Annotated in this window: 21 protein-coding genes; all 21 read right to left on the reverse strand. The window is 62.9% G+C overall.

Features of this window, described 5'->3' with window-relative positions; translation table 11 throughout:
- Positions 1–7: 7 nt before the first annotated feature.
- Positions 8–607 carry a YmfQ family protein gene (locus tag LGQ10_RS12830; protein WP_226525760.1) on the reverse strand — a complete coding sequence of 200 codons (600 nt, stop codon included), beginning with the start codon at positions 605–607 and terminating at the stop codon, positions 8–10.
- A complete protein-coding gene (locus LGQ10_RS12835; protein ID WP_226525761.1) occupies positions 595–1,635 on the reverse strand; it encodes a baseplate J/gp47 family protein in 1,041 nt (346 codons plus the stop codon). Before LGQ10_RS12835 ends, LGQ10_RS12830 begins: the two co-directional genes overlap by 13 nt.
- On the reverse strand, positions 1,625–2,023 hold the full coding sequence (locus LGQ10_RS12840) for a phage GP46 family protein (protein WP_226525762.1): 399 nt from the start codon (positions 2,021–2,023) through the stop codon (positions 1,625–1,627). The genes LGQ10_RS12835 and LGQ10_RS12840 overlap by 11 nt, the downstream gene beginning before the upstream one ends.
- Positions 2,023–2,532 carry a phage baseplate assembly protein V gene (locus LGQ10_RS12845; RefSeq protein ID WP_058436354.1) on the reverse strand — a complete coding sequence of 170 codons (510 nt, stop codon included), beginning with the start codon at positions 2,530–2,532 and terminating at the stop codon, positions 2,023–2,025. The genes LGQ10_RS12840 and LGQ10_RS12845 overlap by 1 nt, the downstream gene beginning before the upstream one ends.
- 82 nt (positions 2,533–2,614) lie before the next feature.
- Positions 2,615–3,655, reverse strand: a complete 1,041-nt coding sequence (locus LGQ10_RS12850; RefSeq protein ID WP_226525763.1) for a phage baseplate assembly protein — start codon at positions 3,653–3,655, stop codon at positions 2,615–2,617.
- A gap of 3 nt (positions 3,656–3,658) precedes the next feature.
- Entirely contained in the window at positions 3,659–4,897 is a 1,239-nt protein-coding gene (locus LGQ10_RS12855) for a DNA circularization protein (protein ID WP_058438105.1), read from the reverse strand.
- Entirely contained in the window at positions 4,884–6,845 is a 1,962-nt protein-coding gene (locus LGQ10_RS12860) for a phage tail protein (protein ID WP_226525764.1), read from the reverse strand. The genes LGQ10_RS12855 and LGQ10_RS12860 overlap by 14 nt, the downstream gene beginning before the upstream one ends.
- A gap of 130 nt (positions 6,846–6,975) precedes the next feature.
- A complete protein-coding gene (locus LGQ10_RS12865) occupies positions 6,976–7,272 on the reverse strand; it encodes a phage tail assembly protein (RefSeq protein ID WP_058435843.1) in 297 nt (98 codons plus the stop codon).
- On the reverse strand, positions 7,269–7,616 hold the full coding sequence (locus tag LGQ10_RS12870; RefSeq protein WP_022642610.1) for a phage tail tube protein: 348 nt from the start codon (positions 7,614–7,616) through the stop codon (positions 7,269–7,271). The genes LGQ10_RS12865 and LGQ10_RS12870 overlap by 4 nt, the downstream gene beginning before the upstream one ends.
- A gap of 63 nt (positions 7,617–7,679) precedes the next feature.
- Positions 7,680–9,176, reverse strand: coding sequence for a phage tail sheath subtilisin-like domain-containing protein (locus LGQ10_RS12875; RefSeq protein ID WP_226525765.1), 1,497 nt, complete (start codon positions 9,174–9,176; stop codon positions 7,680–7,682).
- Positions 9,176–9,358, reverse strand: coding sequence for a DUF2635 domain-containing protein (locus tag LGQ10_RS12880; protein WP_058435841.1), 183 nt, complete (start codon positions 9,356–9,358; stop codon positions 9,176–9,178). Before LGQ10_RS12880 ends, LGQ10_RS12875 begins: the two co-directional genes overlap by 1 nt.
- Positions 9,355–9,930 carry a hypothetical protein gene (locus tag LGQ10_RS12885; protein WP_226525766.1) on the reverse strand — a complete coding sequence of 192 codons (576 nt, stop codon included), beginning with the start codon at positions 9,928–9,930 and terminating at the stop codon, positions 9,355–9,357. The genes LGQ10_RS12880 and LGQ10_RS12885 overlap by 4 nt, the downstream gene beginning before the upstream one ends.
- Positions 9,931–10,175: 245 nt before the next feature.
- The gene (locus LGQ10_RS12890) at positions 10,176–10,895 is read right to left on the reverse strand and encodes a hypothetical protein (RefSeq protein WP_226525767.1); all 720 of its coding nucleotides are present in this window, start codon (positions 10,893–10,895) and stop codon (positions 10,176–10,178) included.
- Positions 10,896–11,181: 286 nt separating this feature from the next.
- Positions 11,182–14,277: a host specificity protein J gene (locus LGQ10_RS12895; protein ID WP_226525768.1), complete on the reverse strand. Its 3,096-nt coding sequence runs from the start codon at positions 14,275–14,277 to the stop codon at positions 11,182–11,184.
- 61 nt (positions 14,278–14,338) lie between these two features.
- Positions 14,339–14,947: a tail assembly protein gene (locus LGQ10_RS12900; protein WP_226525769.1), complete on the reverse strand. Its 609-nt coding sequence runs from the start codon at positions 14,945–14,947 to the stop codon at positions 14,339–14,341.
- A 64-nt stretch (positions 14,948–15,011) separates the two neighbouring features.
- Positions 15,012–15,647: a tail assembly protein gene (locus tag LGQ10_RS12905; protein ID WP_226525770.1), complete on the reverse strand. Its 636-nt coding sequence runs from the start codon at positions 15,645–15,647 to the stop codon at positions 15,012–15,014.
- A gap of 55 nt (positions 15,648–15,702) precedes the next feature.
- The gene (locus LGQ10_RS12910; RefSeq protein WP_226525771.1) at positions 15,703–16,479 is read right to left on the reverse strand and encodes a C40 family peptidase; all 777 of its coding nucleotides are present in this window, start codon (positions 16,477–16,479) and stop codon (positions 15,703–15,705) included.
- A gap of 2 nt (positions 16,480–16,481) precedes the next feature.
- Positions 16,482–17,165, reverse strand: coding sequence for a phage minor tail protein L (locus LGQ10_RS12915; RefSeq protein WP_058436286.1), 684 nt, complete (start codon positions 17,163–17,165; stop codon positions 16,482–16,484).
- 61 nt (positions 17,166–17,226) lie between these two features.
- Complete coding sequence (locus LGQ10_RS12920; protein ID WP_226525772.1) at positions 17,227–17,397, reverse strand: hypothetical protein; 171 nt, start codon at positions 17,395–17,397, stop codon at positions 17,227–17,229.
- Positions 17,363–17,749, reverse strand: coding sequence for a hypothetical protein (locus LGQ10_RS12925; RefSeq protein ID WP_226525773.1), 387 nt, complete (start codon positions 17,747–17,749; stop codon positions 17,363–17,365). Before LGQ10_RS12925 ends, LGQ10_RS12920 begins: the two co-directional genes overlap by 35 nt.
- On the reverse strand, positions 17,749–19,566 hold the full coding sequence (locus tag LGQ10_RS12930) for a hypothetical protein (protein WP_226525774.1): 1,818 nt from the start codon (positions 19,564–19,566) through the stop codon (positions 17,749–17,751). The genes LGQ10_RS12925 and LGQ10_RS12930 overlap by 1 nt, the downstream gene beginning before the upstream one ends.
- Positions 19,567–19,589: the final 23 nt, after the last annotated feature.

Here is a 19,589-nt window from a genome sequence, read left to right on the forward strand (position 1 = left end):
CTGCCCTCTAGTCGTAATTGATATGCACCCGGGTATGGGCCGGGGCGCTGCGGTGGATCAGGCACTCCAGGGCCGATCCCGGGTTCATGCCAAAGCGTTCGCCCCAGTAGCTGGCGCCGTAGCGCCGACCGAGCAGCAGCCGGCCACCGGTGTTGAGCGTCCACATGAACTGCGCCTGCCAAGTGCCGAAGTGCGCCGAACCGAAGCGGGCGCGGCCCATGCGGGGTGCCTCCAGCTCGGTAATGGTGGCGTTCGGGTAACCCTGGCTACGGGCGATTTCCACGTAGTAGCTCAGCGCCTGGCTGCCCACTGCCAGCAAGCGTCGGCGCACCGCCAGGCGGCGGTCGTCGAACAGCGGCATGGCCCCCAGGCAGGGGTCGGGCAACTCCATCACCCGCTCCCAGTCCGGCACCAGCTCGCTGACCCCGGCCGGGTCCATCTCGTTGAGCAGGTCGGCGGCCCGGGCATCCAGGCGCGCCAGTTCCCGGGCGATGCCTTCGAGCACCTGCTCCAGTTCCGGCACTTGCTCCGGGTCCCAGGCCGGGCCGCTGGGCAGCAAGCTGCGCAGTTGCTCCTGGTACTGGGCCGCGCTTCTCATTCCAGCCATACGCAACCTCCAAAGGTCAGCAGCTGGTTGTTGGCCGCCGGGACGTCGGCGGAAGGCGCCATCAGCTTGTGGTCGTTTTCGCCGGTAGCGCTGCTGATGGCTTCGGCGATATGGGTCAGCAGCAGGGTTTCGCCGAGGCCGGCTTCACGGTGGTGCAGATCGCGCAACTGGGCTTCCACCGCTGCGCGCACGGCGCTGGTGTCCGGGCTCAGGCGCAGGCGGTAAGTCACCGGCTGCTGTACCGGGGCCAGCACGTGGACCTCGGCGGTCACTGGCCGCAACGGCTCGATATGCGCCTGCACCTCAGCCAGTTGCGCGGCATCCGGCACCGGGTGCAGATCGTCGTCACGCATCACGAACAGGCCCACCGTGCCCGGTCCAAGGTAGCTGCCACGGCACCAGGCGCGGGTCACCCCGGGGCATTCCAGCGCCCAGGTCTCGTAGTCCTGGGCCGAGCCGCCGTGGGGAATGACCCGGTACGAACGGATCACCCGCGAGCGCAGCGACTCCAGGCTTTCCCGTGCGACGCCGCCCACCAGCCCTGGCGCCAGCACCGTGAAGCTGCCGCTGATGCCCTGGATCGGCTGCACCGGGATCAGGCCCAGGCCGGCCTCGGCATTGCCCAGGGAACCGGCATCCAGGGCGGCGATGCTAGTGCTGTTCAGGCCGCTGCTGGTGGTCCGCGCGACGGTCACCTTGTAGCTGCGGCCATCGCTGGACTGCAGCAGCGTATCGACATCCAGCACCGCTCCGGCCGAAGCCATGAAGCTGACGTTGCCGCTGGCCGCCTGGGCGGCCTTGCGCGGCTGGTTCAGGCGCAGTGCGGCGATCCGTTCCAGGGTCGATTCATCGGCCTTGTCCGGCAGGATCTGCTCGGCGATCCAATCCAGGTAGCCATACAGGCCAAAGGCGGCGCCGCTGAGGGTTCGGGCCAGGACTTGAGCATCGGACTGGCGCAGCGAATCGCTGGCCAGGTCGCTTTGGGTGCGCTTGATCAGCACCGGCAGCGAAGGCGTTTCAAACGGCATAGGTCACCTGCCAACTGTGTTCGGGATTGATGTCCAGGCGCTCGCCACCGGCCAGCACCAGCACCGTGCGCAGGTTCAGGCGTTGGGCGTCGAGGCGTTCGCTGGAGATTTCGACGGCACTGCAATGGCCATCGTCGATCAGCCATTGCAGGGCTTCGCGGGCGTAGAACTCGGCATCGAGCTGGGTCTGGCGGGTCAGCTTGACCCGGCGCAGCAACCACAGCCGCGAGCCGATGCGGTCGTCGGCCACCGTGGGAAAACTGTCGCCCCACCAGCCGAAGCGCTCGTCATCGTCGAGCACGTCATCGTCGGCGGCGCGGCGCCAGGTGTAGAGGCTGATCAGCACCGCGCGGGTCAGCGCGGTCTTGAGGTCGTGGCTGAGGAACATCACGCGCCTCCCACTGGCACGCCAGTCTGGCCGGGGCCTGGCTGCACGCCGGCATGCTGATGGCGGATCTGGCTGATGCCACCAGCCACCTGGTCGCCCTGGGAAACGATCTTGCCGGTCTGGGTCAGGGTCGGCGTATCGATGTTCACCGCCGTGGCGGCGCGGATGTTCAGGGTGTCGGTCTGGATATCGATCACCCGGCCACGCTTGAAGTGCACCTTGTCGCCTTCGTCGGTGTAGATCGCCACCTCGCCGGGCGCCAGGGCCTGGAGGCGATAGCGGCGGTCGGCGACCACCAGCACCACGGCGTGGGAGCGGTCGCCACCGAGGAAGGTCGCGATGCCTTCGGCCCCGGCCAGCGGGTTGCTGGTGAAACCGTAGGGCTCGAAATGCTCCATGTCGTCATTCACCTCGCCGGCGGTCAGGCGCATCTGGAGCGATTGCAGTTTGTTGGCCGAGTTGGCGAGCACGACGGTGCCGCGCGCCAACAGGCGTGTCAGTAGGCTCATGGTGGATTCCTTGGCTGGCCCGACCCGACGCATCGGGCAGGCGATGGCGGGTCCCGGTGGCCTGTACGCCGCCAGGGGCGGCTCAGGTTTTCGCGGGGACGGGGTTGGCGTCGAAGGTGTGTGGCGGCGCCACTTGCAAGGTGGTGATCGAACCCTGTTCGGAGAGCGAATAGGTGACCTTGGAGATCAGCATGTCCTGGTCGAAGCCCAGGACCTTGTCGATCACCCGCACCAGGGTGTTGTGCCGCCACAGGTCGCCGTTGCCCTGGCGCCAGCCCTGGACCCGGTAAGTGGTGGTCAGCGCCTTGCCCATGCGGGTGGCGCTCTCCCAGTCGGCCCGTTGCTGGGCCAGTTCAGCGGTCAGCTGCGCGCTTTCGCTGATCACCGTGACCCGCTTGCGCGCCATGCTCGGGTCCCGGGCCTGGCCCGAAACCTCGGCGACCGCAGCACCGCTTTTCTGGTCGCTACCCTTGTGCTGGCCGATGACCCGGTACTCGGAGAACACCTGGCTGAAATCCATCGGCGCATTGGCCGACAGGATGTTCTTGCCCAGCTCCAGAGCATCGCTGGCCCGCCCGCTGCTGCCAGGCTTGGCCAGCAGCACCCGGCCCTCGGCATCGTCGGTGGAGAACACCCGGTACAGGGTCAGCAACCGGTCGATGGACTGGAACACCGTCTCCCCGGGCACGATGCTGTGCTTGCCGAGCTTGGCGGTCTGCGGGATCTCGCTGACCACGCCCACGCCATAGGCGCCCGCCAGGGCCTGGACGATGCTCAACAGGCTCTGCTCCTGCCACTGGCTCGGGCGGTTGATGGCCGCGCAGTCGGCCAGGTCCTGGGTCAGCGAGCTGCCTTCGATACTCAGGCTGACCTGGTGCGCGTCATAGCTGACCGGCGCCTTGTACACGTAGCCGGTGAGCACCAGGTCGCTGCCGATGCGCACCTGGCAGCGCGAGCCGGGCTTGATCGGCTTGACCTCCAGTTGCCCCGGCCACTGCCAGGTGATGTTGAGGCTGAAGCTGCGGAACTGGCGCTCCAGGTCCGCACTGATCTCGACGCTTTTCCAGCCGCCGTAGTCCAGGCCGTCAACGGTCAGGGTGACGGCATCTTGTGCTGGGTTCATGGCCTACACCTCGGCGATTTTCAGGTCGGCCGGCGGCAAGAAGCCCGGATGCACCGCCTTGTTGCGCTGGCTCACCTCGCCCACCCGAGTGGCGTCGCCAAACCGCTGGTAGGCCACCACCAGGGCCGGCAGACTCTGCTTGGGCGACAGGGTCAGCAGCCGCACCCCGGTGGACGACACCGCCGTGAGATGGCCGAACAGCTGTTGGCGCAGGCTGTTGAGCGCCTGGTAATGCAGGGCATCGGCCTTGAGCGCGGCCTGCCAGATCACCTCGTTGAGGGCATCGCGCAGGCTCAGCACATCCTCGGCCACCGGCACATCCAGGCGGCGTACCGGCTGGACCGCCTGCTGGGCCACCGAAGGCGTGGAGTTGAGCTTGACCACCGGCGCCGCCGCTGGCATCTGCGCGACCTTGTAGCCGAGCTTCACCAGCAGCATGTCCTGCACCAGGTTGGCCATGGCCTGGGCCGCGGCCACCGTATCCTTGCCGGTGGTGAGCTTGGGCGTGTCGATCTTCTTCGCCGCCTCGACCTGCTGCGAGGCATTGGCCAGTACCCCGCGATAGCCTTCGCGGGCGAAATCCTTGAGCTCGCGGATGTCCTTGAGCAAGCCCTTGAACTCGGCGCTGACCTCCCGGGGCAATTCCTTGAGCGCCAGCACCAGTTGGCGCAGGTCCTTGTAGGTGTCGATCAGTTCCTTGAACTCGTGCTCGATCACGGCGTAGACATCCTTGAGGCAGTCACGCAGTTCCTTGACCGCGATCCGTGCGGCCTTGATCAGGCTGATGACCTCCTCGAAGCGCCGTACTGCCGATCCCAGCAGGCTGTCGGCGGCCACCAGCAACTGCTCGCGGGAGTTGACCACCGCCGTGGGGAACAGCAGCGGCTGGTCGGGATGGAACTTGAGGGCGAACGTCACCAGGCCGCCGTCCTGGCGGGTATGGGTCATTTCGCACTCGCCGACCTTGACCTGCATCCGCCCCAGCCAGGGGTGCACCAGTTCCCCGGCCCCCTGCTCCAGCGCCTGGAGCAACTGGTCGCGCTGCTCCAGGCAGTTCTCGCCCACGATGAAGGCCGTCAGGTCGTGGACCTTGGCCTGCTGGCCGAGTCCTTCGTAGAAGGGCTGGTTGCGCTGGGGGTACTCATGCAACTGGCCCTTCTGGCCGACCGGGGTCTTGGCCTGGTCGACCCAGAAACCGACGCCGCGAAACGACGCCGGCAACAACCGATCACGCCAGCTCATTGGAACCTCCTAGGGAAAGTGAGCGATAGCCGATGCGCGGAGTCACCGCCAGGCCGGGCTGGTTTGTCTGCGGCTGGCTGGTGCGCATGCCCGCCGGGGCGTTTTCGAAGCGCACCGTCAGGCCGCCTTCGAGCTGCGTGCGGTTGTTGGCCGCACTCTGCTGCACCAACGCGCCGGAGCCCTGGTTCAGGTTGCGCGCTGCCGGCGAGGCCTCGGCGCCGAAGAACGCCGGGGCCAGCTGGCCCTTGCCTTCGGCGTTGGTCCGCTGCTGCGCGTCGGTCAGGCCTTCGACCTTGCCGGTGATCTTGGCGATGAAGCCGCCGAAGCTGCCGCCGAGCATTTCCCGGATGCCGCCCAGGGTGCCCTGGAGCTTGTCCCAGAACGCCGAGAACCAGTCCGCGATCGGCTGCCAGTTGGCCGTGACCATGTCCATGGGCGACCAGTTGAACAGCTCCTGGAAGAACCCCTGGACCGGCGCCGTGATCGCCAGCAACGAATCCCACAAACCGCTGAAGAATCCGGCCACGGGCTCCCAGGCCGCATTGATCAACGGCATTGGCGACCAGTCGAACAACGCCCGGAAGAACTCGCCCACCGGCGCGCTCAGTGCCAGCAGCTGGTCCCAGGTGGCCGAAAAGAAGCCCATCAGGGGTTGCCAGTTATTGATCACCAGCCCCAGGGGCGACCAGTCGAACAGGGTCTTGAAGAACCCCAGCACCGGTTCCGCCTGGGCCCGCAGGCCATCCCAGCACTGCCCGAAGAAGCCCAGCAGTGGCTGCCAGTGATTGATCACCAGCCCCAAGGGCGACCAGTCGAACAGGGTCTTGAAGAACCCCAGCACCGGCTCAGCCAGGGCCCGCAAACCATCCCAGCATTGCCCGAAGAAGCCCAGCAGTGGCTGCCAGTGATTGATCACCAGGCCCAGGGGCGACCAGTCGAACAAGGTCTTGAAGAAGCTCATGACCGGCACCGACAGTGCCCGCAACAGCTCCCACAGCGCCGAGAACAACCCGGTCAATGGCTGCCAGTTATCGATCACCAGCCCCAGCGGGCTCCAGGAAAACAGGGTCTTGAAGACATCCAGCAGCGGCAGCGCCAGGGCCTGGATGCCCTGCCACAAGCCACTGAAGAACTCACTGAGCGGCGCCCAGGCCCCGGTCGCTTCGCCGACCACCGAGGTCCAGAGCCCGGAGAAGAACCCCGAGATCGCGCCCCAGGCACCGGCCAGCGCTTGCAGCGGGTTCCAGCCGAACAGCCGCTCGAAGGTGGCGAAGGCCGTGTCTACGGCCGCCTGCATGCTGTTCCAGATCCCGCTGAAGAACCCCGAGATCGGCTCCCAGTAGGCCACGATCAAGCCGGCGGCCACGGCGATCGCCGCCGCCACGATACCCACCGGCGAGGCCAGCAGGCCGACCACCGCCGCCAGGCCCATGGCCCCGGTGGTGACCACGGTGAAGGCCACGGCCGCTGCGGCCAAGCCTTCCACTAGGGCCGGGTTGTCGGCAACGAAGGCACCGACACTGCTGATCAGCGGCGTTAGCCCGGTGATCAGCTGGTTGACCGCCGGCAGCAGCGCCTGGCCCATCTTCAGCGACACCCCTTGCAGTGCGTCGTCGAACTGCTTGAGGTGGGCCGAGGTTTCCCCCAGCGGGACTTCGGGGGCCTTGAGGCCGGTGAGCTGCTGGCTGCTGGCTTGCAGGTCGTCCTCGGCCTTGATCGCCTGCTTGATGCCATGGATGAACGGTTCCAGCAGACCGCCGCCCTTGATGAAGCCGCCCAGGTCCAGGGAGCCGAGGCCGCTGTCCTCGATGCTCTTCTTGAAGGCGCCGACCCTGGCGCGGATCCCCGACATCTGGGCTTCGAGCTTCTGCGCGCCGAGCACCACCACGGACATGTGCACCGTGGTCTGGATGTTCGTCAGGCTCATGCTTTGTTGAATGTTCGCCATCACTGCACCTGCTGCATCGCATTGATCCGTTGCGCGTGCTCCAGTGATTCACGGAGCACATCCAGTGGCCTGGCCATCATCTGTTCGGGGTCAACCTTCCAGAACCAGGCCAGGTCATAGGCGGCCGCGATCAGGTCGCCGATGGCTGCGACGCCGCACTCATGAAAAAACTCGCGACCGCCCAGCTCAGGCCGTTGAGGTCGGCCAGGTCCAGCTGGTTCACCGAAGACGGTGGGATACCGGCGCAGACCGCGATGTACTTGGCCGCGACATCCATGTCCAGGCTCACTTCCTCGCTCTTGTCGATCCGGTACGGCAGCGCCTTGATGCTGCGTACCTCCTGCACCGTCGGGCGGCGCAGGGTCAGTTCGTCGAGCGATTCGCCGTGGGCCTCGATGGCCACTTGCAGCTTCACGACTTGAGTCATTGCCAGGTCCCCTTCACGCCGTTGAACACCAGCGCGATGCTGGCGTCGTCGCCCTTGGATACCGGCTCGTCCACCAGGTAGGCGCCGGCCAGGACGAAGACTTTGCCGTTGTTGAATTCGCAGGTGACGGTCATGTCGGTGCCGGCCACCAGCTGCTTGAGCGGGAAGTCCGGGGTGTGCAGCGCCGTGACCTTGAACGTCGGCGTGACCTCGACTTCCTTGTAGAAACCCGGCACGACGGTTTCACGCTTGGTGGACATCAGCGGCGCCTCGCAGCCGCCGTTGATCGTCAGTTGAGCACCGTCGACCTTGACGTAGCAGGTGCCCGCAATCACTTGACCCATGGTGTTTCTCCCTTCAATAAAAAGCCCACGCAAGGTGGGCTGGATTCACAGTCGAACGTGCGTTCAGGCGACGTTGTCGTACTGCAGGCGGAACTGGTTGAGCAGCGCGAACACTCGCAGGCCGTTGATGTAGTCCGGCGGGAACAGCACGTTGATCCGGCTCGGGTCCCGGGCATCGCGTTCCACCACCAGGTGCTCGGCGAACAGCTCGGCGTTTTCCACATGGCCTTCCAGCTCCAGCTTGGCGTACTGGGCGATCAGCTCGCCGCGAATGGTGCTCGGGGTGACGATCGGCTGGCCGGCGCCGAAGCGGGTGCCGTCGGCGGCCAGCTTGTGGCGCCCGTACTTGCTGGTGATCACGCCTTGCAGGCGGCGCACGATGTAGGCCGACTGGTGCAGGGTCTCGCTGTCCAAGTAGGAGTTGTCCGCCTGGCCGAACGCGTTCTTCTGGTAGGTGGTGATCGAACGCTGGATGCGCACGTAGCCACCTTCGTAGTAGGCGGTGGCGATGCCGTAGTTGAGCAGCGACTGGCGCTCGGTCAGGGTGAAACGCTCGCTGGCCGCGGCCGGGTCCAGGCCCGGCAGGCTGCCGCTCTGGGTCGGACGGCTGGCATCGGCGGAGATGAACACCGCGGTGCGCGCGGCCAGTGCCGCAGCCTGGACCCAGGCCGGTTGCGGAACGCCCGGTTCCAGGGCCTGGATGGTCATGTGCTGGTCGTTGCGCGCCTGCCCGGCGGCGACCAGGGTGCCCACGGTGCCGCGCTTGGCGGTGTAGACATGGCCGAACAGCTGCTTGGCCCAGGACCAGCGACCCACGCTGTCATCCATGACCGCTTGCCAGGTGTTGAGGCTGGCGACGTCGGTCCAGGGCATGCAGATGAACTCGAACGGCTCGTCGCCCAGGGCGGCGACCGCGGCTACCTGGTCAGGCACGCCGGCACCACCGGCCATCTTGCCGATGACGATCGCCAGGCCTTCCGGGGTGCTCTCGCCGTTGCTCTTGCCCAGGCGATTGAGCTGCAGGCTGATGTCGTTGCCGCTGTCGCCGGTCCATTTGGCGTTCAGGGTCACCACGCCTTCGGCGGCGCTGGCGCTCAGCGGCAGGTCGGCCGAGGTGTTGATCTTCTGCACCAGGGCGGTGGCCGCCTGGGCCGCGGTGGCGCCCTTGACGATGGCGGCCTGGACCCGCACGCCGCCCACATAGAGGTTGAGCACGCCGCTCTCGGTGGCGCTGCCGGTCAGGGTCAAAGTGCCCTTGGCCACGCTGCCTTCGCTGTTGTGCAACGGCAGGCACCAGATCTCGCCGACCGGGTCGGTCTTGCGGAAGGTCTCGTACATGGAGGCCAGCATCGAACCCTGGCCGCCGATGCTCTTGGCCAAGGCCACGCTGGACACCAGCACCAGCTTGCCCACGTCGCTGGCGGGCACGTTGTCGTTGACCTGGGCGACGATCAGGCGGCGCATGGCCGACGAAGCGCTATTGGCCGCCGAGTTATCCATCTCGGCATAGAACAGCGGAACACGAATGTCCGCGGGGATATTGCTGAATCCGATCGCCATTATTGGGCTCCCTTCGGTTGTGCCGCTTGCACGGCGTTGATGGTGATATCGCCATCGGCCAAACGGCGACGCCACCAGGCGTTGTCCGTGACTTCACGGCCGGCGGCCGGCAGCAGGTCGCCTGCTTCCGGATCGGGTACGGCACGGCCAGCGGCCGGCAGCACAGTGATGCGTTTGCTCATTGCTTCAGCTCTCCTGAGAAAGTCAGCTCCAGGCGCCCATCGGGACCCGGGCTTTTCAAATTGGGGTCCGCCGGATCGATGGCATCGACCCGCACCGTGACCCCGGTAAAGGACGGCAAGCCGTCGAGTTCACGCTCATGCCAGGTTTCCGCCGGCTGCCCGGAACGATTGCGCCCCAACTGGAACTCGGCGAAGAAGCGCAGGCGATAGAGCAACCGCTCGTTGCCTACAGGCACCAGCTCACCGCCCTCGTACTGGATCGGGCTGTACTCGGCCCCAGGCTTGAAACCCACCAACGCGCGCCAGACCTCGGCCCGCAGGTCATGGAGCTGGTCCAGGGCCTGTTGCGGGTTGGTGGCATCGAGGAGCAAGGCGACTTCGAAGCGGTCGCGGATGGTTTGGTGGAAGGTGTTTTGTGCGGTGGAGGGGGTGGCGAGGTCCGCTACAGGCAGAATGTAAGCAACTACGAGGGAGGATATGGCAGCTGCTGCAGGTACCGGACCTGCTATCACATGTTCGGCAATACTCGGACATTGATTACGCAGCTGTTTGGCAACAGCGGTAATATTCATCAGGTTTCCTAATAACTATTAAAGCCCCATAAATCATTTATGTTCCAAATGGATATCCCTGCGCTATGTGGAGAGCCAAGCCCCGCAAAAAAGAACGTCTACAAAGCCCTTTACATAATTCCACGACGCCCAATACATTGGAGCCGAAATAACACCAATCTAAAAAAAGCAGGGATCCACCCTCGACACAAAGTTTTTTCAACTGATATTCATCAGACCTGAGATTTCAATAAAGCATATAAAATTCAAATATTTAGAATCGGCATCGAAGGTAAGTCAAAGAATACGGCCCCTGGGATTCCGTAGGGAAACGTCCCTGCCGGAGCATCCATAAACGACTCTAAAAAAAGTAAAGGCCTGCCTGCAGACTCCCACCCAAAACCCACTTCAGTCACCACAGAAACCGGACCAAAGTTACTATTGGTGAGCCCAAAAAAAGCGAACGCCAGCAAGCCTAATGCAACATACTGACCATTCTTAACCGGCGACGTCCCATAGTGAAATAAATCGTCACGACCGTTAACAAACGGGCTTCCACCAGCTTTAACCCAGCCAGATGTTTCTCCGGATATTTCTCCTGAAAACGTGAGCATTCTCCGGCCAGCATCAAATACACATTTATCCTTTTCATTGAAGACAGAAAGTGTCCATCGTTCTCCAGGAGGCAAGTCGGTGGCATATACTTGCCAATCCAACTTGATTGCTGCGCCTCTTACCCTGACTGAAATTCCCGTCCAAGCTCCAGGCGCACCTAAAACGGTAATACCCCCAATCAGTCCTGCCCCTGACCACTGAGCAACACAAATGATAGGTAGATTAGCCGAGTTGATAGAAGCCTTGAATGAAACTTGAGTAACGCCAACCCCACAGTCCGTTACTCCTGAAGAACCTAGAGAATAATTAAGAAAGTTAGAGTCTACGAGAGTATCTCCATCAGGATTTTTTATAATCATCCCATAGTTCATTTTTTTACCACCAAAACTATTTCGCTAGGGCACATATAGGCTGGTCGATAATACCAAGCGTAACTCCAGACTATTTTCCCATCCATGAGATATACCGAGACACCAACCTGTGAAGGATCTCCTTTAGGTATAGAGTATACGTACGCATTATGTGGCCCATAACCGGGTACGCTTTTTTCTCCAGCCTCAATTTTTCCGACTGAAAAACGCTCTACCACACGTAAAGACTGACCAGTCATCGTGTTAACGAGCTTCTGATCAGAGTCATATATCGCAAACCCGAAACTCATGCTGTCAAGTCCCCTATATGCACTCGAAGCCTATCATTAGAATCGACAACCTTGATTGAGCGATTAGTTATACTTAGATGACCACCACCAGATATAGGTCCATTAAATTCAAGGTTCCCCGCCTTATCCAAACGCCAACCTCGACTACCTGCCTTATAATCATCAGACTCGATATACCCACCAATGTGAGCAGTGGTTATCGAACCCTTAGCAATATATGCAGAGTCTATATAGGTACTACCATTCTGAATAACAAACGGGGATATCGCCTTGGCAGTATTAGGATCGACAACCGCAAACCGATTAGCCGCAACCAATACCTGGCTGGTAATGACGCCCTTATCGTTTTCGACCCCGACACCAATCCCCGCCAGATAGGGTTTGTTATCCACCGTCAGTTGCGTCTTGATCGAGTACATCGCCGCCAGCTCGCGCTTCATGGTCTCGACTTCGACCTGGGCGCCGCCGCCGGACTCGATCTTCTTCAGCAGGTGCTGGCTCAGTTGCGTCTCGCTGATCTTGTCGCTGAGGTATTCGAGGATCGGCCCGGCATCCGAGGATGACTGTCCGTTGATCGGCCCATGGAAAGCACCCTGGTTACCGATCTTGTCCACTAGGCGCGCCCAGAAGAAGAACCGCACACCAGCGGCCAACCCCATGATGGTCAGGTCGGTCTGCGGGTAGGCGTAGTCGCCGAACTTGGTGGCGGTGGCCACGTCGCTGCCCTGGCTGTACCAGATCTCGGTCCGTTGCAGGTCGGCGGTGCTCAGCCCGGCCGGGATGCTCCACTTGAGCTTGATGCCGAACACGATCGACTCGGCGTTGAAGGAAGCCACCATCGGCGGCGGCGTGGTCTTGCCGTTGAGCACGGTCTCGACCGAGGTGGCGAACACCGAGCCGATGTCCAGGGCGTTGATCGCCCGGACCTTGGCTACGTAGCGCCCGGCATAGATGCCGCTGACGTCGAAGGAGCTGCCCCCGGTGCGCCCGGCGAACACCCATTCGCCATCGTTCTTGCGCCAGTGCACCTCGTAGGCGATGGCGTTGTCCGGACGTTCCCAGTCAATGGTCATGACGCTGACCGCACTGCCCTGGTCGACGAAGTGGTCGTTGCGTACCCGCACGTTCTTCGGCGGGTTCTGCACGCTCGGCGGGATCACGGTCACCGGTGGCTGGTCGATCCGCGCGCCGTTGTCGATCGCCGCGAACTTGCCGGTGACATGCTTGACCGCGCTGATGCTGTACCTGATCGCCGAGTCGGAGAAGTCCTCGGCCACCGACAGCACGCGAAACTGCTGGACCGCCAGGGTCGGCGAGTCGATGGCCCACATCGAGTGCACCGGTGGCAGTTCCTCGAGCTTTTTCTCCAGCATCACGCGCTGCACTTCAGCGGGAAAGCCGGTGGTGTCGAGGGTGATCGCGCCGCTGTCCCAAGTGATGCCGGTGCTGTCCCAGGTCAGTGGGTAACCCACGGACTTGATCACCCGGGAGATCGCCTTGCCGGTGGGCAGGATCAGGGTCAGGGTATCGCCGGGGTAGGCCTTGACGTCGGCATCCAGCACCAGGGCGTCCAGGGTCGCCGAGCGCAGGCGCCCGCCGATGCGCCGCCCGGCACGGTCGTTGTCTGCCACGCGGATGACCTGTCCCGGACGCACCAGGGTGCCGTCCAGGCCCACGGAAAAACTCACGCTTTCGGTTTCCAGGCGGTTGGTCAGCAGCGCCCATTTGCCGATGCGCTGGGCCTGGGCCTGGGAAGTGCAGCCGGTGGCGGTGATCTCGGTCTGCTGCACGCCATAACGGGCGATGCCTTCCGGATCGTCGACGTACTGCACCTTCTGCCGGTAGAAATCCGCCGGGTCGTTCCAGCTCACCAGGGCCACGCTGTAGCGGGTCTTTTTTGCAGAACCTGCGTAGACGAACTTGCCATCGATCACGTTGGCGTTGCTGTAGGTGTACACCGGGTCTTCCGGCATGTCGGCCACCGCCATCACCGAGCCCGCGCCCCAATAGGCCATGCCCCGGAAGGTGGTGGCCAGGTCCTGCAGCACCTTCAGCGCATCGGCGCGTACCGAGAGGTAGAGGTTGCAGGTGAAGCGCGGCTCGGTGCCGCCCTTGCCATCGGACACCGGCTGGTCGCAGTACTGGCCGATGCGGTACAGCTCCCACTTGTCCACCTGGGCGGCGTTGAGCAGGTGCCCCAGGCCATAACGCTGGTGCAGCAGCAGGTCGTAGTAGATCCAGGCGGGGTTGTCGGTCCAGGCCGACTTGAAGGTGCCGTCCCACACGCCGCTGTAGGCCCGGGTGAGCGGGTCGTAGTTGCTCGGCACGCGCAGGATCCGCCCCTGCAATTCGAAGGAGCGATTGGGGATCGACTGGAACTGCGAGGCATCGAACTGCAGGCCGATGATCGCCGAACCCGGGTAGCGCAACTTGGCGTCGATCACGTCAGTGATGGATTCCACGCTGGTGGTATCGGCGATCGCCCCACTGCTGGAGTTCGCGGTCAGCCTCCGTACGCGCACGCTCCAGCCGGCCTTGGCCGCTGGCAGGTCGACCCGGTGGGAGCGCTCGTACTTGCTGGAGCTCTTGCCGCTGAAGGCCGATTCCAGCACCTGGACAAAAGCCCCGCCGTCGGTGGACAGGTCGATGGCATAACTCACCGTGTAGCCGTTGGTGTCGCCGTTGCTGGTGTTGGTCTGCGCCAGGCGCGAGACCGCCAGGCGGATGCGCACCGCCGACAGTTGCAGGTTGGTGATGGCCCGGGTCCAGGGTTGGTCGCTGCGCAGTTCCACGGCCACCGGGGACTCGTTTTCCACCGCCGGGAAGCCCGGGATGTAGCTCTGGTCCTGGCTGCCGTTGCGGGTTTCGAGGCTGACCCCGGAGAAGTTCAGGCTGCCGTCGGCGTTGGCCAGGGGCGTCTCGTTGAGGAACACCGAGCGCTTGCCGTTCTTCAGGCCCACGATCTCGCCTTCGCTGACAAGGTCGAGGATGCGGGCATAGGCCGTGCTGTGCAGGCTGTCCGGAGCTTCCACGGACGGACGAGGCGGCTTGGCACCGCCGCCCTTGCTACCGGCGAGAATGTGGTCGGTCATGGCTTTCCTTCAGGCGAAATGAGGCCCGCGGCATCGCAGGCAGGTGGAAGACGGGGAGTGCTCAGAGTTGGTCCTGGGCGTAGATACCGGAGCTGATCACGGTGCTGCCGATGGTCAGCTGGCCATAGAGCAGGCCCACCGGATTGCCCTGGGCCGTGGTGTTGACCGGCCCGTTGAAGCTGTAGTTGGGGCGGTTTTCCGGGCGCTCCTGGGCGCCAAGGCCCTTGGGCATGGGGGCGAGCATCTGCATCACGCCGCCCATCACCATGGTCGCCCCGGTCATCATCATGAAAGAGACTGCCGGGCCGGTGAGGAAGCCGAAAGGGTTGTAGTAGGCCACGGCCATCAGCACCGCCCCAAGGATGGTCTGCAAGCCTCCGGCGCGCTTGGAGCCGCCGAGCACCGGGGCGATGCGGATCACCTGCTTGCCCAGGGGCTGGTGGATATCGGTCTCGGACAGGTTGCGCCGGCCGTTGAATACGGCGAAGCGCAGGCCCTTGTCGGCGCTCTGCACCATGTAGCGCTCAAAACCCGGAAATTGCCGGAAGTAACCCATCACATCCTTGAAGCCTGCGCTGATGGCCACCCGGTGCTCACGCCCGAACAGCCGTGCCAGGGAGCCTGACAGCAGCACGGTTTGCATCTTTTGTGGTTCTACGGCCAAGCCCATGGGGTTCTCCTGGCGATAAAAAACCCGCCGGGGCGGGTTTGGATGGACAACTCAGGCCGCTGTTTCAGAGCTGGTCCTGGGCATAGATGCCGGCGCTGATCACCGAGCTGCCGACGATCAACTGGCCATAGAGCAGGCCCACCGGGTTGCCCTGGGCCGTGGTGTTGACCGGGCCGTTGAAGCTGTAGTTGGCGCGATTGTCGGGACGGTCCATGGCGCCCAGGCCCTTGAGCTGCGGCGACATCATCTGCATCACCCCGCCCATGGCCAGGGACAGGCCCATGCTGGCCGCGACGGTCCAGCCAGTAGAGGCACCGGAGCCGAGCAGGCCTGAGGCAGTACTGCCAGTAGCGGCCATGCCACCAGTGAAGTAGGAGGCCGCCACCACCAGGGCCACGCCGATGATGGTCTGCAACCCACCCGAGCGCTTGCTGCCGATCAGCAGCGGAGCGATGCGGATATCGCTGCTGCCGCTGGGGGCATGCAGGCGGTCCTGGCCGATGTTGTCGCGTCCCAGAAACAGCGAGTAGGTCAATCCGCGATCCTTGGACTCCATCAAGAAGGCCTCGAACCCCGGGACCAGCACGCACAAGGCGCGGATCGCCTCCGAGGCGCTGCCCACGGCCAACCGATGCACCCGGCCGAAGCGGGCTCCCAGGGATCCGTACAAACGCACGACCCGGACTTTTTGCTGATTCATCACATGACTCCCAGGAAGAAAGATTCCCGGTTGGCAGCCGGGAAAGGCGGCGGCCTCAAGCCGGCGCCATGAGCTGGCGATGACGCCAGATGCTGACCGTGACCTCGTCCCAGTAGCCGCCATAGGTGTCGCGCTTGCTGTCGCGGCCATAGAGGTGGTGCAGGATGGAGCCCGGCGCCGGATAGTGCGCAGGCTCGCTCTTGAGCACGCCATCGGCCAGGTAGATTGCCGCGTGGTTGGGCACCGGCGAGCGGATCTGCATCAGCACCACGTCGCCCTGGCGCAGGTCCCCTACCCGCTCGAAACCGGCCTCGGGCAGGTGCTCCAGGTAGAGGTTGCCGCCCTTGTCCCACCAGCCGTCCTCGCGCGAATAGTTGCCCAACTCGATGCCCAGCTCACGCCGGTAGTAGTCGAGGAGGATGCTCAGGCAGTCGTGCACGCCATGGGCGAAGGCCCGGCCAATCAACGGTGCCTGGTAGCCGCTGGGCGCCAGCTGGGCCCATTGGCCAACGCGCGGCTGGCCGGCGTCGTCCGCCAGCACCTGGACAATGTGCCAGGGCAGCCCGGAGGCCTCGCAGGCCACCCGGTCCGCCTCGCTGGGCGTGGCCGGGTAGTCCGGATGGCTGTGGATCACCGCCAGCACCTCGCCGCGCTCCTCCGCTGCCGCGTAGTCCTCGGGGGCCAGGCGAAAGTGCTCGCTGGGGGTCGCGGCGGTATTGCGGCACGGCACATAGACCCGCCGCCGCCCCTCGCGAACCAGCAACCCGCAGCATTCGCGCGGGTACTCGGCCAGGGCGTGGCGCTCGATGGCCGCAAGGTTGGCCTTGTTCATGTTCAACTCCGTAGCAGGCCCGCCGCAGGAAACGAGCCGTAGGGCAGCGGGTTGTTCTCGCCGAAGCGCAGCTTGCAGCTGCTCAGGCGTCCGCCGCATTTATCCTTGGCCGCATCAGTGACGATCACGTCGTTGACGTCCGCCACCGGGCCACCGTTGTAGCCGCAGTAAGGGCCGCGATAACCGCCGCAGCTGAGCCACCAGCAGACGTTGGCGACGATCTGCCGCCGCGGCAGCTGCACACCGTTGAAGTCCAGGGCGCTGGACAACTCGAACTTCACCACCTCGTTGTCTTCGGCGACCTTGCGCTCGACGTACCAGATGTCCGGCGCCAGCTCCTCCTCGGGGTCGGCTTCGGGCTGGCCGTCCAGGTACTTGCCCAGGGTCCGGTGGCGAATCAGCCGGGCCCCCACCAGGTCTTCGAAATACAGCACCAGGGCGGTGATGAAACCATCGACGTTGCCCACCGACAGGGTCGGGGTCGGCTGTGAGCCCTTGCCGGTCATTTCGAAACCCTCGGCCTGGATCGGCCAGGGGGAGTACTCGAGCCCCTGCCAGAAGATCGACGACTGCTGGGGGTAACCGTGAAAGCGATAGAGTTCGGCGCCGAGGCTGGTGGCGTCGAGCTCGAAAAGCTCCACCCACGCGCCAGGCTCCAGGGTCTGGATATCAGCCGTGATCGGCATGGTGTTTCCTCAAGAAAAAAGAAACCCGCTCGCTGGCGGGTGGGATGGGCGGTGGCTGCGCCTAGATCAGGTGGCGCGCCTGGGCACGCTGCTCAGCGATATCAGCCGGGACGTCCTTGCCGGTTTCCAGCTTGCGTACCACCAGCCAGTCGGTCTGGCGCAGGTACTCCCGGGCCTCGTTGGCTTTCCGGTCCTGCTCAGTGAAGGTTTTCTTGCTCTGGGAGAAGTCCATGGTCGGCCTCGATGGTTGGGATCGCAGGAGGTGGCGCCGGGTGATCGGTGGGAATATCCACCGGGCCGTTTGTGGTGACAGTGACGGGTGCCGGGAAGCGGATGGCGTCGGTGGCCGTGGCTTCGTCGTAGGGCATGAGCAATGTCACCGAGAGCGTTCCATCAACGGACATTACGGCCTTGTCGGCGAACAACTCGGAGCCGATGGCCTCAAGTGAGAGTTCGTAGCCCTTCTCAAGCGGTGAGAAGTCGAACGTTGCGCCGTTGATGGTGATCACGTACCCATCGACTTCGACCGACTCCAGCCGCTTCCAGTCTGGGGCGTAAATAGGGGAAAACTTAATTTTTACCATTATCGCCACCTCCCAATGGCCATGTAACGTGGATATCCGTCTATTCCTGAAATAGCAGCATTGATACGACCAACAGTTTGCGTTGTGTTCGACCATTCGTGATTCGCCCAGCACACACCATTAGATGATGAACCTGTTGACCAGTGAACAATTGGGAAAGTAACAAACGGCACAGGAAAGGTATAAAAGTACTGTTGCGAAGTGAAAATCGAACCATTAGCAGCGCCGGCAATCCCTCTGGATGCGGATTCAAACCAGCAAATCATGGTGCCATCTGCATATTTGATGGCGCTTCCGTTGGCGTTACTTACAAATTCTGGAGTTTGCCTAACCCATGGCTGGACTCCACCATTCACGCAACCGCGTGTCCACATGATCGACCCATCAGTAGTGATCGCCATCTGGGTCCAATTCACCGAATCAAACATTGTAGTCTGGCAAGTTCCCCATATGTTTGGCACGGGAATGCCAGCTGTGCTTGGGTCGAAACGAAAAACACCACCTCCGGTAAATACATTCATGTTAGAAAGTCTTGGAGAGGTCTGACCTTCTTGCTGTGTCCAGCCGTACCAAGTGCCCGCTATCCTTCTGCGAACATATACCGGAGCATCAGGACCAAGGCTTGTGGCTCGTTGCAACACATAGCCACCGTAAGATCCCCCTTCTTCCAGAGCTAAAACTTCAACGTACCAGTCCCCTGATACCGGACTATTCAAAACTGAGCTATCAACCCAAAGAACTTGTCGGTTGGTCACTGAGTTCAAATCGGTTATCACGCCATTGAGCGAAGTATTTCTAGATAGGTAAGTTCCGTCTAAGGCGACCTTCTTCCATGGTTGCCAGGTAGCTGTTTTCCTGCGCCACCACAATTCGTCCGATTCATGGGAGCCGGCAAGCTGGAACCCGTAGTTCGGGCCTCCCATCAGGTTGATCAACTCACCCTGCCGAACAGCTGGGGCGCCAGTATTGAGGTTGGTCCACTTATAGAGACCGGAAGCTTCAGCGCCGTTCAAGGTGTTCCCTGGAAGCTCCGGCAAGAACCTGGCGCCCAGCCCGTAGTCTCCACGAACTACAAATGCGACCCACTCTGTCCATGTATTGCTCTGCATCGCTCGACTGTACTGGCGGCCGTTGGCCCAGTCATAGAACTGCTGAGAGCATACCGTGGTATTGCTACCGGCCTGGGTAATCAGTACGCCAGTTACTAGGCCATGAGGGCTGATGTTGAATTGCCCGACGACATACCCTCCAGTCCGGTACGTGTCCGGGTTGAGGTTTGTTCCCTGAAATGTGGCATCCGCCTTTGCTCCGAGACCGAAATCGCCCTGCATCAGTACCATTCGCCACGCGCCCCATCCATCAGCGGCGTGACCTCGCTCCCACACTTGCCCGCCCTTTCCTGGAGCGCGCCATACCTGCCGAAGGGTGTACAGCGGATCTCCCTCAGGTTTCCCGATTGTAAGAACATCCAGGATGGCGTTTACGCGAGGTACGCCGTCCAGGACTGGAGCACCGGGCAGCGCCGTGCTATTCGCACCGAATACCGCGTAGAGGCCAGGGGTTTTAACGTCGTCAATGGAACCGGCGGAGACGATAACTCGCTTGTCCGCTCCGGTATGGTTCGCACGATCCAGCAACTCGGCATCCGGCCGGTTTTTGGTCGCACCCGTTTCGATCGAACTGAGCTGGGCGCTGGCCTGCGCGGCTCGCTGATCCAGCTCGGCAAAGTTCTCATTGATGATCTGGGCACCGGTGCGCAGGTTGTCGCCGGTGCCATCGTTGGGCTGGGCGCCCGTCTTGATGGTTCTGAGGGTCATGGATGAACAGCCTGTTAAAAATG

It is taken from the genome of Pseudomonas sp. L5B5, from assembly GCF_020520285.1.
In the GTDB taxonomy this organism is placed as follows: domain Bacteria; phylum Pseudomonadota; class Gammaproteobacteria; order Pseudomonadales; family Pseudomonadaceae; genus Aquipseudomonas.

What these genes read in the sequence shown, in the direction of transcription:
- LGQ10_RS12830 (WP_226525760.1), bottom strand. Translation starts at nt 607, where the DNA reads ATGGCTGGAATGAGAAGCGCGGCCCAGTACCAGGAGCAACTGCGCAGC.
- LGQ10_RS12835 (WP_226525761.1), bottom strand. Translation starts at nt 1,635, where the DNA reads ATGCCGTTTGAAACGCCTTCGCTGCCGGTGCTGATCAAGCGCACCCAA.
- LGQ10_RS12840 (WP_226525762.1), bottom strand. Translation starts at nt 2,023, where the DNA reads ATGTTCCTCAGCCACGACCTCAAGACCGCGCTGACCCGCGCGGTGCTG.
- LGQ10_RS12845 (WP_058436354.1), bottom strand. Translation starts at nt 2,532, where the DNA reads ATGAGCCTACTGACACGCCTGTTGGCGCGCGGCACCGTCGTGCTCGCC.
- LGQ10_RS12850 (WP_226525763.1), bottom strand. Translation starts at nt 3,655, where the DNA reads ATGAACCCAGCACAAGATGCCGTCACCCTGACCGTTGACGGCCTGGAC.
- LGQ10_RS12855 (WP_058438105.1), bottom strand. Translation starts at nt 4,897, where the DNA reads ATGAGCTGGCGTGATCGGTTGTTGCCGGCGTCGTTTCGCGGCGTCGGT.
- LGQ10_RS12860 (WP_226525764.1), bottom strand. Translation starts at nt 6,845, where the DNA reads ATGGCGAACATTCAACAAAGCATGAGCCTGACGAACATCCAGACCACG.
- LGQ10_RS12865 (WP_058435843.1), bottom strand. Translation starts at nt 7,272, where the DNA reads ATGACTCAAGTCGTGAAGCTGCAAGTGGCCATCGAGGCCCACGGCGAA.
- LGQ10_RS12870 (WP_022642610.1), bottom strand. Translation starts at nt 7,616, where the DNA reads ATGGGTCAAGTGATTGCGGGCACCTGCTACGTCAAGGTCGACGGTGCT.
- LGQ10_RS12875 (WP_226525765.1), bottom strand. Translation starts at nt 9,176, where the DNA reads ATGGCGATCGGATTCAGCAATATCCCCGCGGACATTCGTGTTCCGCTG.
- LGQ10_RS12880 (WP_058435841.1), bottom strand. Translation starts at nt 9,358, where the DNA reads ATGAGCAAACGCATCACTGTGCTGCCGGCCGCTGGCCGTGCCGTACCC.
- LGQ10_RS12885 (WP_226525766.1), bottom strand. Translation starts at nt 9,930, where the DNA reads ATGAATATTACCGCTGTTGCCAAACAGCTGCGTAATCAATGTCCGAGT.
- LGQ10_RS12890 (WP_226525767.1), bottom strand. Translation starts at nt 10,895, where the DNA reads ATGAACTATGGGATGATTATAAAAAATCCTGATGGAGATACTCTCGTA.
- LGQ10_RS12895 (WP_226525768.1), bottom strand. Translation starts at nt 14,277, where the DNA reads ATGACCGACCACATTCTCGCCGGTAGCAAGGGCGGCGGTGCCAAGCCG.
- LGQ10_RS12900 (WP_226525769.1), bottom strand. Translation starts at nt 14,947, where the DNA reads ATGGGCTTGGCCGTAGAACCACAAAAGATGCAAACCGTGCTGCTGTCA.
- LGQ10_RS12905 (WP_226525770.1), bottom strand. Translation starts at nt 15,647, where the DNA reads ATGAATCAGCAAAAAGTCCGGGTCGTGCGTTTGTACGGATCCCTGGGA.
- LGQ10_RS12910 (WP_226525771.1), bottom strand. Translation starts at nt 16,479, where the DNA reads ATGAACAAGGCCAACCTTGCGGCCATCGAGCGCCACGCCCTGGCCGAG.
- LGQ10_RS12915 (WP_058436286.1), bottom strand. Translation starts at nt 17,165, where the DNA reads ATGCCGATCACGGCTGATATCCAGACCCTGGAGCCTGGCGCGTGGGTG.
- LGQ10_RS12920 (WP_226525772.1), bottom strand. Translation starts at nt 17,397, where the DNA reads ATGGACTTCTCCCAGAGCAAGAAAACCTTCACTGAGCAGGACCGGAAA.
- LGQ10_RS12925 (WP_226525773.1), bottom strand. Translation starts at nt 17,749, where the DNA reads ATGGTAAAAATTAAGTTTTCCCCTATTTACGCCCCAGACTGGAAGCGG.
- LGQ10_RS12930 (WP_226525774.1), bottom strand. Translation starts at nt 19,566, where the DNA reads ATGACCCTCAGAACCATCAAGACGGGCGCCCAGCCCAACGATGGCACC.